This window comes from Okeania sp. SIO2B9, from assembly GCF_010672505.1.
GTDB lineage: Bacteria > Cyanobacteriota > Cyanobacteriia > Cyanobacteriales > Microcoleaceae > Okeania > Okeania hirsuta.
Map to the genome: position 1 here is coordinate 1 of NZ_JAAHGK010000026.1, position 17191 is coordinate 17191.

Below are 17191 nucleotides of genomic sequence, written 5' to 3' on the forward strand. Positions count from 1 at the left end.
TCAAGGAAGAGATTATCTTTTTAAGATACTCGATCAACTAAAAGCACACCCGATTTTGACTCATAGATCGGGGAATTATCAAGGAAAATTATGCTTTCCTGTGGGTGTTGGGGCGGTGATGTCTAATATTACTTATAAACAAGCATCTGAATCTAAACTTGACCAACAGATATTACCAATAAAAAAAGTAATTTATAAAGATGAATTATTAAACTGGGAAGAAGGAAAAGTACCAAATGAGAGAATTATTCAACGTTTTCAAGAAATGTTTGAAATCCAATTTAATTTTCCGAAATTAACACCCGATCAAATTACGACTATCAAAGGTTCGATATATCCGGAAATTGTGATTAGAGAGGAAAAAGCAACTCCTGATAGCGTGCCTGATAATATTCAATTTTTACCTAGTGATACTATCTTAAAAATACTCGATTTTAGACAAGAAGGATTAGCTAAAAGCATTGGAGATGGTCACAGACGTTTCTTTGGTGTTGCCGGGTCAGGAAAAACATTACTATTAATTTCCAGGGCAAAATATTTAGTTAACCGTAACCAGAATTATAAAATTTTGGTTGTTTGCTATAACGTGAGTCTTGCAGCTTATTTACGCTCCGTTTTACATGAAGATTCACAAAATCCCCAATATCAAAATATAGAGGTTACTAATTTTCATAACTGGGCTAATTCAATTATTGGTTATTCAGAAAGTAAACAAGGTGAAAACTATGATGAATTTATCGCCGAGGCAACTTTAAAACAACTATCGAACTATTCAAGTGAGCAAAAATATGATGCTATTTTAATTGATGAAGCTCATACTTTTGTACCTAGTTGGTTTAAGTGTTGTGTTAGTGCTTTAAAAGATAGTGAAAATGGCGATTTAATGATTGTTGCTGATGGCAATCAAGGTCTTTATCAACGTAGTGCTTTTACATGGAAAGATGTAGGAATTAAAGCAGTAGGTTATCGAACAATTAGCAAAAAATTTGATTTAGATAAAAACTATCGCAATACACAACAAATATTATTGGCAGCTTCAGGAATTTTAAAACCAATAAACGATCGAGTTAGTTCATCATCTTCTGATGATAAAATAAATTTTCCCCTAATACAACCTACCTCAGCAGTAAGGCAAGGTGAAACTCCTCAATTACATTTAGCTATCAATTCAGAAGAGCAAGACAAAAGTATAATTCCAACTATTCAAAAACTTCATAAATCAGGATTAGATTTTAATGAAATAGCAATTATTTACCGCTATAACACTAGGCTAAAATCAATCATTTCCATGATGAATCAATCTGATATACCCACTTATTGGGTTAGTAAAGATAGGAAAAGTAAAGCAAAGTATAATCTCAATTTAAAAGGAGTAAGAATAATCACTTGCGAATCATCTCTAGGATTAGAATTTAAAGCAGTTTTATTAATTTGGTTAGAACAATTTGATGATTCTATAGGAAAAAATAAAACTGATGCAGAAATATTAGCAAGGAGAAAAATATATGTTGGGATAACTCGCGCTCAAGAATATTTGCATTTATTCTCTAATAAAAATTCTAAAATTGTTCCAGAGTTAATTAACGATAATCATTTTAATATTATTAATGAGGGTTAAAAACAATGTCTAATAATCTAATTGAACAAGCTCAACAATTTTTTAAACAGGAAAACTTTCCCGCAGCAGGCAAAATTTTTCGTAAATTTTGGGAAGAAGAAAATAATAGCTATGCTGCAAGTCGTTATTTATCTTGTTTGCGGAAAGCAGGACATCCTGGTGCTGCCATCAGACAAGGAAAAAAAGCTAAGGAACAATTTCCCGATAACAATTATATTAAAAATGAATTGATTTGGGCTTATTATGACAGGGATATTAAGAATTTTTCAGAAGCAGCACACATAAATAAGTTGATAGAACCAGCTATCAATATTTTAAGTCATCAACCAGATAAATTGCCTAAAGAATTAACAGTTATGGCTGTGGTTAAATTAGCAAAACAAAAAAATCAATGGGAAATTGTATCAGAATGGTGTGATAAATTAGAGCCAAAAAATATAGATAAAACTACAATTAATGGCAAAGGAAAATCTAAACAAGAACAATGGTTTTTTGCTAAAGTCAAAAGTTTAATAGAATTAGAATTATGGAAAGAAGCTCGTCTATGGGCATTAGAAGCTATCAAATTATATCCAAAAGAAATTCATTTTTATCGTTGGGCTGCTTTAGCTTTAGGATATCAAGGAAAAGTAAAACAAGCTATTAATGAATTAGAAAAGATAATTTTAACCCAAAGAGTAGAATGGTATATATTGCAAAATTTAGCAAATTTTTATTCCAGTTTAAATCAACTAGAGCAAGCAATTAGTTTTAGTTGTCGTGCAGCTTTAGCATCAGGAGAATATAAAGCAAAAGTTACTCTATACATGAATATTGCTCAACTAAGTTTAGATACAGGAAATATAGAAATAGCTGTCAGAAATATTGAACTATCTAAAGCTATTCGTGAACAGGAAGGATGGAAAATTAAGGAAGATTTACAAAAGCTAGACTTGAAAATATACCAAGAGTTAGAAAAATCCCAAAAGACTGTTGAACTTGAAAGTAAAAATATTAATTACCTAGTTAAATTATGTCAAAAAGACTGGAAAAAACAGGCTTATTCCAATCTGCCTCAAGAAAGTGGAATGATTAATTACTTACCCCAAGATAAATCTCATGGTTTTGTAATTACCGATGATGGTAAACGAATTTTCTTTTTACAAAAAGATTTACCACCTTATTTGAGAAAAGAAAAGCTAAAAGTAGATTTTAATTTAGAAAAAAATTGGGATAGAAAACAGCAAAAAATATCATTTAAAGCTGTTAATTTTTCTGCCTGTTTTTAATAACCTATAATAACCAGTTGATAACAGTTATTTTAATACTGTTGATAGCCCCAAATATTTTTGTAGGGACGTTCCATGGAACGTCCCTACTATTTTCGGAGATGTCTAGTAGTAATAATTAATCATCAACTACATCTTCACAGTCACAGTCTTAGTCTCTGTATACTGCTGTAAACCATACTCTCCCAACTCCCGACCAATACCAGACTGCTTAAAACCACCAAACGGTGCAGCAGCATCAAACACATGATAACAATTTATCCAAACTGTACCAGCACGAACAGCATGAGCCACAGCATGAGCCTTACCTATATCCCGCGTCCACACTCCTGCAGCCAGACCATATATCGTATCATTCGCCCGTTGCACCAGTTCATCAATATCCTTAAACTTAATGATGCTCATCACCGGACCAAAAATCTCTTCTCTGGCAATTTTCATCCCATCCTGCACATCAGCAAATACAGTGGGTGCAATAAAATAACCGCGATCGCCAACTCTTGCCCCACCACATAACATCTGGGCACCATCCTGTTGACCAGACTCAATATAGCTCATCACCTTATTAAACTGTTCTTCATCTACCTGGGGTCCCTGTTCAGTTCTAGTGGCAAATGGGTCGCCCACCATCCGACGTTTTGCCCGTTCCACACTCTTAGCAACAAACTCGTCATAACATTTCTCTTCCACAAATAAACGAGAACCCGCATTGCAACACTGACCTTGGTTAAAGAACAAACCAAAATGCGCTCCTTCAATAGCAGCATCCATATCCGCATCTGCAAACACTATATTCGGACTCTTGCCACCGAGTTCTAAAGTCACCCGCTTTAAGTTACTCTTTGCAGCAGCTTCCATAATTAAATGACCTACTTCTGTGGAACCAGTGAAGGCAACTTTATCAATATCGTGATGGTGGGAAATGGCAGCACCAGCAGTTGGGCCATAACCAGACAAAATATTGACTACACCAGGAGGAAAACCAGCTTCCACCGCTAACTCGCCGACTCGGAAGGCTGACAATGGTGTTTGTTCGGCTGTTTTCATTACTAATGTGTTACCTGTTGCTAATGCTGGGGCAAGTTTCCAGGCTTGCATCAATAGAGGGAAGTTCCAAGGAATGATTTGACCGACTACTCCCACTGGTTCGTGGCGGGTGTAGCAAAAGTAGGAACCATTGATAGGGATAGTTTTGCCTTGAACTTTATCCGCCCAACCAGCATAATAGCGATAACAGGCGATCGCTAAACGTAAGTCTGTATTGAGGGAGTCACTGAGTGGTTTACCATTATCTAGGGTTTCCAGTCTTGCCAGCTCTTCTATATTTTCTTCCATCAAATCTGCTAACTTGTATAGAAGTTCCCCTCGTTTGGTAGCGGACATTTTTGGCCAGTCACCACTGGTAAACGCTTTGCGAGCTGCTATTACGGCTTTGTCTACATCAGGTGCATCTGCTTCCGCAACGTCACAAATAACTTCTCCTGTTGTAGGGTTAATGGTTTCAAACCGTTTGCCAGAGGCACTTTCTACCCACTCGTTATTAATTAGGAGTTTAGTGGGGCCAATTTTCGCTTTTTGTTCTGGTCTTGTAGCTGTTACCATAAATTTCTCCCTCGCTTTGTTGTAAATATAACCTTTTTACCTCTTAGTAGTCTTTTGTCTAAAAAACTTTAGATATTTTTAAGAATACTAGGAGGCTTTTTTGCACTAAATGATGATTAGAGTCCGTACAGACAGCATTTTTGTGCGTCGGCAAGTCCTACCAACAACCTCAAAAAATAGTAGTAATATCTCATTTCTACTTACAGCAGTTATCTAGTTGATGAGGTACAAAGTTTATTGCTCTAGGGAACAGGGAACAGGGAACAGGGAACAGGGAATACAGAAATAAATAGTTTTATAACTGTACCTCACTATCCTCAAAAGTGCTGTAATTGGGATCGGCAAGTTATCAACATTGTTAGAACTTATGCAAAGGAAGAAGGAAGAAGGAAAAAATAGGCGTTGTTTGAGTTTTAAGCTTTTGATATATCCGCGTCCTTTGCTTAGACTAACATATCTATTCCACTATCAGTAAATAGATTTGCTCTCTCAATTAAATAAGTGTATTATATAGATGTAACAATTAATACACATCTCCAATAATCAAAAATAAAATCAATTATCGCACAGAAACTATCAATTATTTTCCCCTACTCCCTACTCTCTCTTTTCTGGAGATGTCTAATAAATAACCAACCATTTATTAATAATATAAACTATGCAAATCACTCAATCTCTCCATGCTGCTCTATTAGTTTCAAACCTCGAAAAAGCCGAACATTTCTATGGTCAAATTCTCAAACTCCCAAAAGTAGACCGCTCCCTTAATTTTCCCGGTACTTGGTATCAAGTTGGCAACTTCCAAATTCATCTGATAGTATCGGAAATAATACCCGATCTAGTTAACTCAGAAAAATTAGGTAGAAACCGACATTTAGCATTTTCTGTGGTTGATATAGATGCTGCAAAATCACAACTATTAGCCAATAATTGCCCAATTAAAATGAGTGCTTCTGGTCGCCCTGCCCTATTTACCCAAGACCCCGACGGTAATATTATAGAATTAAGTCAACAATAAGATAACCTGTGAAAATTATTGCCTATTCATATACAAACCCCCTGTTTGAAACTGCCCCAGACCCCATAACTTGGGGGTGGGAAGTTGACCGCATTTATCACGACTTAGGCGATCGCCAACAACTCCAACAACTCCTACTCGACTGCCAAACTCAAGCAGTTAATTATCTCTTAATTCGTAAACTTGAAGAATTAGGAGACTCTGTAGAAGAAGTATGCGATCGCCTTACAAAACTCCAATCTCTCAATATCCAAATTATTCCCCTCGACTCAGATATCAATATCAACCCCAACTCACCAAGCAATAACTCACCAAGGAAAATAGACCTACTCAGACTCCTCAACCAAATTCGCCAAAATCAACATAGTCGCAAAATTCGCACTGCCCACGCTCGCAACCGCATCAAAGCAATACCCCCACCAGGTAAAGCACCTTACGGATATCGCCGAGGCAAAGACCGTTACACCCTGGACAGAAGTGCTGCCCCCGTTGTCAAAGACTTCTTTGAAAACTTCCTTCTGTTTGCTTCCTTGCGTGGTGCTGTGCGCCATATTCAGAAAAAATACGGCAAGAAAATCTCTGTTACCACTGGGCGACGTTGGTTAACTAACCCCGTTTATCGCGGTGACTTACAATATCAAAATAATGAAGTCATCTCTAATACTCATCTTCCCATAATTTCTAGAGAAGAATCTGCTCAAGTCGAACGTTTGCTCCGACGCAACCGCCGAATGCCACCGCGTACTGCCAGCGCTCCCCACTCTCTGGCAGGTTTAGTTGTCTGCACAGAATGTCAGTCTCCAATGATTACGGCAAAAGTTACTACTTTTCGCAAAGAGAAAGAATATCTATATTTGCGTCCCAAAAGTTGCTCCCGCAAACCCAAATGTAAAGCTTTAGCTTATCAAGAAGTATTAGGACAAACTATAGAAATAATTTGTCGAGATTTAGCATCGGCGATCGCTGCTTTAGAAATGCCAAATATGGATGGAATTAAAAGTAAAATTAAACAGGATATTTCTGATAAGCAAGATATTCTTTTTCAACTACCAAATCTCACGGAGAATGGCATTCTTGACCAAGAAACTGCTGAACTACGTACTTACAAAATTAGAACAGAAATTTCTCAATTACAAAGTCAATTTAACCAGTTACCGCCAGTCAATTTATTAGAAACTGCCAAAGCGGTTTGCATAACCCAATTTTGGTGGGATTTGTCAGAGTCAGAAAGGAGATTTTACTTACGCGAATTTATTAGTAGAATTGAAATTATTCGTCAAGATTTAGATTGGCACTTACAAGTTATTTTTATTTTTTAGTTGTGTTATGGCAGAAGGAAGGAGTAAGAAGGAAGAAAGAAGAAGGAAGAAGGAAGAAAAAAAATTTGGCGTTGCCTGAGTCGTAATACCATAAAGGGGGTTTTAATGAATATAGGACCCATTTGAGATCTATATAATTATGGTAGTCAAGTCTTTTATCGCATCAATTTTGAGGAAAAATATGAAAAAGAAGTGTTGAATTTTTTGTATTATTTCTCCCCACATCTTCCCTCTTCCCTCTTACCTCCTGTCTCCTGTCTTCCCCTCCTGGGAGGGGTTGGGGGTGGGTTTTCTCCTGACTCCTAGCTAAAAAAACGCGCATATTTATGAAGATACCAAATGGGTTCTATAGACTGTTTTAGCCAGTTTTGTATAGTAAGTATAAATTCTGACTCAATTAATAAAGTTTTCATCTAAAATTAAAAGCAATAGCTGATGGCTGAATGCTTACCTTTCTTCTTCTTTCTTCCCTCCTGACTCCTGTCTCCTGTCTCCTGTCTCCTCAATAATTCATTTTTTAACACTATAAATCTTTTTTAATAAATTAAACCAGAAATTCCCCCCCATAGAAATAGCTATGCCACTAATTAGCCAACCCAATATTTTTTTTAATCCTTCTAAATAAGTAATTGATTGACTCACTGAGGTGTTATTTGTTTGTTTTTGACCCCAACCAATAGGTAATTCTAAATTATCTAATGCTGCATTTACCTGATTTTGAATATCCCCTATTTCTAACTCACTTGGATTAGAATTATTATTGATTAATTCCTGGGAATAACTATTAATTGTCGCCCGCATCAAAGAATCTTTTGATAAATTATCAATCATATTTAATGTATCAATATTAGCAACTATAGCAATAGTAATACCAATCAAAAAAGCAACTCCTCTAGCATTACGCTGATAAACACCAGTCGCTCTTTCCATTCCACTATCAAACCATCTCTCAATTTCTTTCTGAAACTGATATAAAGCATTACCTGTTGCTGAAATTTTTGTTGTCGCTTGTTTGGCTAAAATATATAAACTTTTTTGTAAAGATTCAGGCAATAATTCAATCATTTCAATAGCTTTTTGATTGATTTTCCCCTTATTACTTTGCAAATCTGCTTGCACAGCTTTTCCCATTTCCATTACCTCTCTCAAAAACTTCAATAAATTAGAGGCGCTTGGTTCCATTTCAGTTACTAAAACTTTTCTTTCATGGGTATTTGTTAATACTTGTTTGACTAAATTTATTTGGCTAATAAATTCTTGATGAGCTACATCTGGTAAATATTCTAGAGATTTTTCTGTGTATAAATCTAGCTTATTTAAAGTTCTATTTAATGTTAAATCAAGATTAGCAAAATTATTTTGATAATCCTGAATGTTTTGATTCAAATCTTGATGCAAATCCTCAAATTCAGGCTGAATCTTTTTCTGCTTACTGCTATCTTCTATCTTCAAATTTTCTAATATTTTCTTGATATTTACCAAAATATTATCGGTAAAATCTCTTAATTTATCCTCACTAATCATTTGCATTAATTCTTGAAGTTTCAAAGTATCAATTAAGCTAGCAGCAAATGTATCTGACGGAATATAAGAAGGAGCAGTTTTTTCTGCATCAAAAACATTATTAATTCCAGTCACAGCTCGACTTAAATTACCAAGCATCTGAATTATTCTCCGAAATCCTCTTTCTAATGGACCTTTGCTACCACTATAGTTAAGATTTTTAATTAATTGATTTTGATATAGAGAATTAGCTAGTTTTTGCACTTTTTCAATTTCTGTACTAGATTTAGAATTATTTTTACTGATATAGGGTTCACCAGCAATTAACTCTTCAATTGATTTTTTTAAATGAGTGGCTCGCCATTGCAAAATTATTGTCAAAATTGACTGGATTTCACTAGCTAGTAAACTAAAAATAAGATAAATAAAAATTAAACCAATGGCAATATCTAAAATTACAGGTAAGTTCATATTAATTTGATTGATTTTAAGAAGGAAGAATTCAATAATTAACAATTAATAATTAATAATTACCTCTTCTTATAAAGAAGAGGATTGGCTAAAAGGATTTTTTTTCTTCTCTTGGTCGATTGGATATGGCGCAGGTTTCCTCGCCATCCCACCCTTCGGGAAGCTGCGCTAACGACCACTTTTTTCTCTATGAATGGAGAGGCTTTATACCTGAATTTTTCGGTAAGAAGGAAGGATGAGAAAGGAAGGAAGAAGGAAGAAAAAATGGATGGGGATTTATATAAAATCCGATTATACAGTAATTGAAAATTATTTCATCCTAATACAGATTTTCTATTATACCAATTTGAAAAAATAATGTTACGGATAATAGGGGCAATTAAAATACTTTATAGGAGATGTCTCTTGGACTAAAAAGATGGCGTTGCTTAAATGTAATGATAATTAGACATCTACTCCACGCATAGGGAGTAGGCAGTAGGGGTAAAGAATTGATAATTTCTCCCTACTCTGTAGAGACGTTACATACAAGGTCCCTACTCCCTATTCCCTAAAATAGATATCTCCAGAAAATAAACTTGCCCTTTATTTAGCATAAGTTAGAGTTGTATAACTTCCTCACAAAATCATTTTTAATACTTTTTTCCTAGACATTTATTCCCTTTTCCCTATTTCCTATCCCCTAAAATCTACAATATCTCACAACTCAAATTAGATTGCTATATCATTATCAGCGTTAAGCTTTGAAAATAATAGTCATACTTACAAATTGACTTTTGAATTGAATAAATGTTTAACAAAATCAGCGTTAAGCTTTGAAAATAATAATCATACTTACAAATTGACTTTTGAATTGAATAAATGTTTAACAAAATCTTCACCAACAAAAATACCCATATAGATTTACTTATAATTGCCAGCTTATTATTAGCAGCATTGTTACTATTTTCTACTAATTTAGACACATTACCTTTGCGAGACTGGGATGAAGGAATAGTCGCTCAAGTAGCTAGAGAAATAACCAGAAAAAATTGGAATTGGCTTTATCCAACTATCAATAATACTCCCTATTTGAATAAACCACCATTAGTACATTGGTCGATCGCTTTTGTCTACAATATCGCCGGAGTAAATGAATTAACTGCACGTTTATTCCCTGCTTTATTCACAGCATTTTCTGTACCATTAATTTATAGTCTTGCTAGAGAATTATTTCGCCCCCGCACTAACGCCATTTTCTCTGCTTTAGTCTACTTAACTTTATTGCCAGTCGTGCGACATGGACGTTTAGCAATGTTAGATGGGGCAGTGCTTTGTTTTTTTCTACTAATGATTTGGTGCGTTTTACGATCGCGTCGTAACCTCCGTTATTCTTTAGCTATTGGTCTGAGTTTTGCCCTACTTTCCCTCACAAAAGGAATTATTTTAGGATTACTTTTAGGAGCGATCGCTCTATTCTTCCTCTTATGGGATACTCCCCGACTATTGCGTTGTAAATATTTTTGGGGCGGTATCTTACTAGGGATGCTCCCAGTATTTCTGTGGTACACAGCTCAATTTTTCCATTACGGAATAGAATTTTTCCATGCCAACTTTTTCCATCAATCTCTCAAACGTATTTGGCAACCTGTAGGCAGTCACGATGGACCTATTTGGTATTACTTATTGGAAATTTTAGAGTATACTTTCCCCTGGCAACTTTTCTGGTTTCCCGGATTATATCTGAGTTGGAAAAATCGGAATCTCAGTTGGGGAAAATTAGTCTTGGTCTGGAGCGGAATATATTTATTAGCTATTTCGTTAATGAATACCAAACTTCCCTGGTATGTACTACCTATTTATCCCGCTTTTGCTCTAGCAGTCGGTACTTATCTGACAGAAATTTGGCATCAATTTCCAGTAGATTTGGGATACATTCGGTTTCCAGCTTATCAATATCTTCATACTCAAGGTGAGAGTAAAAAACATCCTAAAGGTATCCCTACTATTTATCACCGTCTAGTAGTAGCCATTTTTGCACTGCTCGCCTTACTAGCTTGGGTTGCTTGGCTTGACTTCAGCGGTATTTTTCATCTGGGAGAGGAAAATCAGACAAAACTAGATTTGTACTTACGGTTAATCTCAGCAACTATTGCACTGACAATGACAATAGCAACCATATTATTAAACCAACAAGACCGTCAGTTTTTGTCAATCTTGATTTGGGGAACATATCTTTCACTCCTACTGTTTGTTAATTCCCCTCATTGGATCTGGGAACTACAAGAAAACTATCCAGTCAAACCAGTCGGAGAAATGATTCAGAAATATACACCCCCCGGTCAGATAGTTTATTCCTTCGATACAAAAGACCGTCCCTCTTTAAATTTTTATAGCGATCGCCTCATCAAACGTGTCGGGCCACAAAAAATTCAACAACAATGGCAAAGTCAGTCTCAACCATATCTATTAGTTCAAGCATCAAATTTGAATAACCTTACCCTAGAAAATCTGAAAGTTTTGAATACTGTCAAAGGGTGGGCATTAGTCACCAGAGAAAGCAAAAATTGAAAGTTCAAAAAATTAGAAGAAGGAAGAGGGAATAGGGAATAAGGAAGAGGGAAGAAGGAAGAAGGAAGAATAAATGGATGGGGACTCAAATTTAAACCAATTGTAAACACCCCCGTTGACAGTGAGGAATTAAACCCAAAATAAAAAGATAAAATTATTATTTATTCCCCCCCCCCGTATCTATTAGAAAACTTGACGTTGGTAAAAAGAGGGATGATACCAACCGTGAAAAAAGAATGTTACGAATAGTAAGAGGAATAAAAAGACACGTGCAGGATATTCCCTTTGACAAAAAAGATGATTTCCGACATGAAAAATGGTATTGAAGCCATTCCCATACGACTCCTGACTTCCCCTCCTGGGAGGGGTTAGGGGTGGGTTGACTCCTAAATAATTAAGATTAATATCATACACGCGCTTCACCAACGCCGAAAACTTTTTCCATTAAAATACAACTTTCATGCTCTTTTATTCCCTCAAATACTTTAACTCCTTTATATTCAAAAGTCTGATAATCTAGAGAAGCTCTATCCTCAAATCCATATTTCCGACAAATGTGCTGCGATATCTTTCCACTAGCTTCTACTATTGCGGTGGAAAATCCTGCTTGAGTTGTAATATTGAGATTATTTTCAACTAATTTATTGCCAATCTTTTTGCCTCTATACTTTTCTCTATACCCCAATAAACCGATACGAAATATCTTGCCATTAACGACTTTTTTTTCCATCTAATACTTCCGATGTAGTTCTTTTAAAACTTGAGAAAAAATCTCAAATTTTTGAGGAATATTTTTGCTTATTTCTTCATAGAACTCACTTGATAAATTATCTGAAATAATAAACCCTGCTACTTCTGAAGTAACAGAATTTTTAGCAATATGAGATAATCCTTCTGCCACAGCTTTTTCGCAAATTGTCTCAGCAAAGGGATAAAAGTCACTAGAAGTTACTTTAAGCGACCTGAACATAGGTTCTGAACTAGGAAATACATCAACTAAACAATTAATAGTTTGTTCTAAATCTTTTTCCTGTAAAATTTCATATACAATTTCATTTTCTTCTAACATGAGTATATTAATTTCTAAAATTAACTTTATTTAGTCCTTAATTATGGGGTTAGTCCCCACTGCCTATCAGAAAATGATTTTAGGAGTTCCTAATCAGGGATAGCTTAAAAGGGGAAACTATTCACCTTATTTATTGGTCAACTGGGCTGCTGAAAAGTCTTTGGGTTATAAGACACGAAGTTTCAGGTCGTTGACTATCCATAAGCAATTAAACCTTCTTCCTTCTTCCTTCTTTCTTCTTTCTTCTTCCTTCTTCAATAACTACTGACTGTTTTGATTATTCAACAGTTCTTTTTCTTGCACCCACTCTAATACTCCATCAAATATACCCAATTTAAAATCAAACTTACTTAGAGAAGCGATCGCCCCTCCAAACAATATGACACTCCCGATCGCCACAACTATAGGTAAATACTGCCTGCTCAAATCGCGACGTAATCTTGCCAAAGGTCTACTTTGCCTTCTCAGCATTTGTCCAATATCTAGCTGTTGGAGAGCGAGGGGGTCTCTGACATAATGGCCACTCCAACTAATTACCAGATGAGAATGACAATATGGACAAGTAAATAGCCCATTAAATACTTCTAGTGGTCGTGTGGCACTGGAGCGATTACAAATTGGGCAGGTAACAGAATGACTCTTAGATGTGGGAGCGCTCATACTTATTTTTATTCAATAAACGAAATTTTTCACTACTCACCTAGATGAGTTTTTTTGATCTGCAATTTTGATTATCTTGCCTATTCTTTTATAGTTTAGCCTTAATTTCTACTGCATAAAAGTTAACTATTCACGAAAATTATCAATCTTCCATTTTTGGAGATAGCCTAGTTGTTTACCATAGGTAAAATTGTATTGCAAGGGGGTAATCGTAATATATTTTTCACGCATTGCTTGGACATCTGTTGATAACTTTTCTACTGAGGAGCGGTCGTTGGTTTCTTCCACATCTTCCTGTACCTCTCCAGCTAACCAATAATAAGTTTTGCCTCGTGGATCGACCCGTTTTTCAAATATATCTATATAGCGACGAATTCCTTGACGGGTAATTTGTACTCCTGCTATTTCTGTTTCTTTAACTGCTGGAATATTTACATTTAGCAACATTACATTAGCTAAAGGTTCATTTTCAATTTTCTTCACCAAATCTTGAGCAAAATTTACAGCAACTTCAAAATTTCTAGAAGTATAACTACCAAGACTAAACGCAATACTAGGAATGTTTTGAACAACTCCTTCCATGGCAGCAGAAACTGTTCCGGAATATAAAATATCTGTTCCTAAGTTGGGACCATGATTAATTCCTGCTAATACTAAATCTGGCTGGGTTTCTAGTAAGGCAAATAAGGCTAGTTTTACACAGTCGGCAGGAGTACCAGAGCAAGTCCAAGCTGTGACGGTGTCATCAAAAATTGACTTGACTATTTCTGCCCGAATAGGTTGATGTAATGTTAAACCATGACCTGTGGCTGAACGTTCTTTGTCAGGACAAACTACAAAAACTTCATGGCCTACCGCTGCTAAAGCATTAGCCAAACTCCGGATACCTTCTGCAAAAATGCCATCGTCGTTACTAATTAAAAGTTTCATTTGGATTGATTTTTGAAAAATAAAAAAGATTGAAGCAAGAACTATTCAATCGCCAAACACAATTCTATAGCAGTCGAGGCAAAGGGCGTGGACAGATAAAAAGCTTAAAACTTAGACAACGCAAGATTTTTCCTTCTCTATCTTTTGCCTTATTGACGAATTAATCAAAATAGGCTTGTATATTGGGGGTCTGAAACCATTGCTGTGTGGGGCTTCTATATCGGAACTCTTTCCCAAACCAAATCCCTAGGGATTGAAATACACCACCTACTCCAGCACAACTACGGTTAACGCCTTGACAAACTTCATCCTGAGCAGCACTCCAATAAAAACCCGGCGGAGTGAAAAATCGGGTTGAACTTTGACAAAAAATCAGATAGAATAATAGTATTGGGAGTAGTTCGCCTATACACATGACAATTTATTCAACCAAAAAAGACTCTACAGTTAAAAGCACAAAAAAAATAACAAACCATACTATCGCTAACAACTCGATCAACTACATCCCGAGGAGCACCCAAAAAAAGCCCGGCCGACTCAAAAATTGAGTTGAACTGTAACAAAAAATTAGATAGAATAGTTACATTAGGAGTGACTCGCCCCTACGCATGACTTTTTATTCAACTAAAAAAGATTTTATATAGAAAAGCACAAAAAAAATAACAAAATAGTAAAGCACAAAAAAAATAACAAACTATGACAACCCAACTAACAGAAATAGAAACCCAACTAACAGAACTACGCCAAACAGCAACAGAAGCGATCGCCACAACAGAAAACCTAGAAAAACTAGAAGAACTAAGAATTAACTATCTAGGCAAAAAAGGCCAAGTATCCAAAATCCTCGGAGCCATGGGTAAACTCAGCCCAGAAGAACGACCAAAAGTAGGAGCGATCGCCAACCAAGTCAAACAAGCCATCCAGAGCAACCTAGACCAAAAGCGGACAAACCTCAAAACAGCAGAAATAGCAGCCAAACTCCAAGCCGAAACCCTAGATGTATCCATGCCAGGAGTATATCGTCCCCAAGGAAAAATCCATCCCCTCAACAACCTCATAGACCGTGCCCTAGACATATTCATTGGCTTAGGCTACACAGTGGCCACAGGTCCAGAAATGGAAACCGACTACTACAACTTTGAAGCCTTAAACACACCACCAGACCACCCTGCCAGAGATATGCAAGACACCTTCTACCTACCAGACGGTAACTTAATGCGGACCCATACCTCCTCAGTCCAGATCCGTTACATGAAAAACCACGAACCCCCCATCCGAGTCATAGCACCCGGTCGTGTTTATCGACGTGACACAGTAGACGCTACCCACGCAGCAGTATTCCATCAACTCGAACTATTAGCAGTAGACGAAGGACTAAGATTTTCAGACCTCAAAGGAACCATCAAAGAATTCCTCAGACAAATGTTCGGAGACCTACCCATTCGTTTCCGTGCCAGCTATTTCCCATTCACCGAACCCTCAGCAGAAGTAGATTTGCAGTGGAATGGTAAATGGTTAGAAGTATTAGGTTGTGGGATGGTAGACCCCAACGTATTGGAAGCAGTAGGTTATGATTCGGAGAAATATACAGGTTTTGCCGCTGGTTTCGGTGTAGAAAGATTTGCCATGGTGTTGCATCAGATAGATGATATTCGGCGAGTTTATGCCAGCGACTTACGTTTTTTGCAGCAGTTTTAAATAGCTATCAGCATTTTCCGTACCGGAATGCTCTGCAAACAGCACTCAGCTTTCAGCTATTGGTTAGTAGACTGACACATCTAAAATAGTGCAATAGGTGTAGGTTGGGTTGAGTAACGTTAGCGCCAGCTTATCCTAATGGATAAACCCAACAGTAGTAAAGTTTTGTTGGGTTGAACGGCAGTGAAACCCAACCTATATTTTTAGGCGTGTCAGTCCAGTAGGGTGTGTTAGCGACAGTGTAACGCACCATTGAATATGTGTCAGTTCACTACTGAAATAATGGTCGATTCTACACCTAATGCACCAGGTGCTGTAGGATGAGGCGTTAGTAACGTACCTGCGTAAGTTCTATAGAACCCCTAACCGTATCTTTTATTGAAATACAAAGGCTTCAGGAAAGCCGTTTTAAGGGGCCTAACAACTATAAGGGTTCAGGAAACCGAAAAATTATGAAAAATGACTGCCAGAATCATAAAACCCAGATGGGTATTGAACTTGTAACTTCTTAAATAGATACCAAATGGCTTCTATATCCTATATATGTTGGGTTTATCCTAACGGATAAGCTAGCGCTAACGTTCCTCCACCCAACCTACTAAGTTTGAAATTACTTTTGACTTAAAAAATAAATATGCATCAACCAGTGGCATTGCTAACATTAATACTAACGATCGCCCTCGGTGTTCCCAAAAGAGCGATCGCTACAACCATGAAAATAGCTCAAACATCTCAAGAAACTGCTAGTTTATGTCGTCAAGTTAATGACGAACAAGGTTTAATCGTTCAAAAAAGACCGACCCCAAATTCTCCCACAGTAGGCACCGTAGATGCAAATCAACAAGTGAAATTAATAGAAGGTTATCGCAATATTAGAGGTCCAGCAGGTCGTACTTGGGTAGAAATTACTGCTCCTATTTCAGGGTTTGTTTCTAGAGGTTTTCCAGGCAATGAAAATAATTTAATAGAATGTTCTGAAGTAGCTACAGAAACTCCAACGGAACCTTCCGATCAAAATACTTCTGTTGATAATTTGCCCACAGAAACACCATCTCCTAATGAGTCCACATCACAAGTAGATCGAAATTTATGTCGTCAAATTGATAGTAAAAAAGCACCACGCGGTTTAGCAGTACGGACAAATGCTACTAGACGATCCGAATATAAAGGAAAAGTTCCTGTTAATAGTCAGCTTACCCTTGTGGAAAATTATCGTTTAATTCCCGACCGAAATGGAGAAAAACGTAAGTGGGTAGAAATTACTTCTCCTTTGTCTGGGTTTGTTTCTGCTGGTAATTTAGTTGAGTGTGACTAGGTGGAGGGAGTGGGGGAGCAGGGGAGTAGGGGAGTAGGGGAGTGGGGGAGTAGGGAAAGAAAGCTTCAAAGGGAAAAGGTTTTTTGATCGCTGATTATCGGGACATTACATTGCACAACTTTTGAGCTTCAATATATAGTAGTTTAACTTAAAAATGAGACGTTTTTTCG

General features: G+C 36.5%; 14 protein-coding genes. 7 read left to right on the forward strand and 7 right to left on the reverse strand.

Going from position 1 to position 17191, the window contains the following annotated elements; all coding sequences use genetic code 11:
* A partial coding sequence (locus F6K13_RS02205) for a DEAD/DEAH box helicase (protein ID WP_287286749.1) occupies positions 1–1618 on the forward strand: 1618 nt, incomplete at its 5' end.
* A 5-nt stretch (positions 1619–1623) separates the two neighbouring features.
* Positions 1624–2886, forward strand: a complete 1263-nt coding sequence (locus F6K13_RS02210; protein WP_124144798.1) for a DUF7017 domain-containing protein — start codon at positions 1624–1626, stop codon at positions 2884–2886.
* Between the two features lie 129 nt (positions 2887–3015).
* Here the strand turns inward: F6K13_RS02210 and F6K13_RS02215 are convergent, their stop codons facing one another.
* On the reverse strand, positions 3016–4488 hold the full coding sequence (locus F6K13_RS02215; protein ID WP_124144799.1) for an aldehyde dehydrogenase family protein: 1473 nt from the start codon (positions 4486–4488) through the stop codon (positions 3016–3018).
* 658 nt (positions 4489–5146) lie between these two features.
* Between F6K13_RS02215 and F6K13_RS02220 the strand changes: the two genes are divergently transcribed.
* On the forward strand, positions 5147–5506 hold the full coding sequence (locus F6K13_RS02220; protein ID WP_124144800.1) for a VOC family protein: 360 nt from the start codon (positions 5147–5149) through the stop codon (positions 5504–5506).
* An 8-nt stretch (positions 5507–5514) separates the two neighbouring features.
* Positions 5515–6825 (forward strand): recombinase family protein, encoded by a 1311-nt coding sequence (locus tag F6K13_RS02225; RefSeq protein ID WP_124144801.1) that lies wholly within the window; start codon positions 5515–5517, stop codon positions 6823–6825.
* Positions 6826–6988: 163 nt separating this feature from the next.
* On the opposite strand, the gene F6K13_RS02230 is transcribed toward F6K13_RS02225, so the two are convergent.
* Both F6K13_RS02230 and F6K13_RS02235 read right to left on the reverse strand, forming a co-directional pair.
* Entirely contained in the window at positions 6989–7147 is a 159-nt protein-coding gene (locus F6K13_RS02230; protein ID WP_161565208.1) for a hypothetical protein, read from the reverse strand.
* A 188-nt stretch (positions 7148–7335) separates the two neighbouring features.
* Positions 7336–8799: a hypothetical protein gene (locus tag F6K13_RS02235; RefSeq protein ID WP_287286750.1), complete on the reverse strand. Its 1464-nt coding sequence runs from the start codon at positions 8797–8799 to the stop codon at positions 7336–7338.
* Positions 8800–9660: 861 nt separating this feature from the next.
* Here F6K13_RS02235 and F6K13_RS02240 point away from each other — a divergent pair.
* Positions 9661–11349 carry a glycosyltransferase family 39 protein gene (locus F6K13_RS02240; protein ID WP_124155944.1) on the forward strand — a complete coding sequence of 563 codons (1689 nt, stop codon included), beginning with the start codon at positions 9661–9663 and terminating at the stop codon, positions 11347–11349.
* A gap of 406 nt (positions 11350–11755) precedes the next feature.
* Here F6K13_RS02240 and F6K13_RS02245 read toward each other — a convergent pair whose 3' ends face one another.
* The 4 genes from F6K13_RS02245 to surE all read right to left on the reverse strand — a co-directional run bounded on the left by F6K13_RS02245 (position 11756) and on the right by surE (position 14008).
* Positions 11756–12079 (reverse strand): hypothetical protein, encoded by a 324-nt coding sequence (locus tag F6K13_RS02245; protein ID WP_124144804.1) that lies wholly within the window; start codon positions 12077–12079, stop codon positions 11756–11758.
* Positions 12080–12418, reverse strand: coding sequence for a hypothetical protein (locus tag F6K13_RS02250; RefSeq protein WP_124144805.1), 339 nt, complete (start codon positions 12416–12418; stop codon positions 12080–12082).
* 261 nt (positions 12419–12679) lie between these two features.
* Positions 12680–13078, reverse strand: a complete 399-nt coding sequence (locus tag F6K13_RS02255) for a hypothetical protein (RefSeq protein ID WP_124144806.1) — start codon at positions 13076–13078, stop codon at positions 12680–12682.
* Between the two features lie 126 nt (positions 13079–13204).
* The gene (gene surE, locus F6K13_RS02260) at positions 13205–14008 is read right to left on the reverse strand and encodes a 5'/3'-nucleotidase SurE (RefSeq protein ID WP_124144807.1); all 804 of its coding nucleotides are present in this window, start codon (positions 14006–14008) and stop codon (positions 13205–13207) included.
* 696 nt (positions 14009–14704) lie between these two features.
* On the opposite strand from surE, the gene pheS reads away from it, so the two are divergent.
* Entirely contained in the window at positions 14705–15706 is a 1002-nt protein-coding gene (gene pheS / locus F6K13_RS02265; protein ID WP_124144808.1) for a phenylalanine--tRNA ligase subunit alpha, read from the forward strand.
* A gap of 634 nt (positions 15707–16340) precedes the next feature.
* On the forward strand, positions 16341–17021 hold the full coding sequence (locus F6K13_RS02270; RefSeq protein WP_124144809.1) for an SH3 domain-containing protein: 681 nt from the start codon (positions 16341–16343) through the stop codon (positions 17019–17021).
* Positions 17022–17191: the final 170 nt, after the last annotated feature.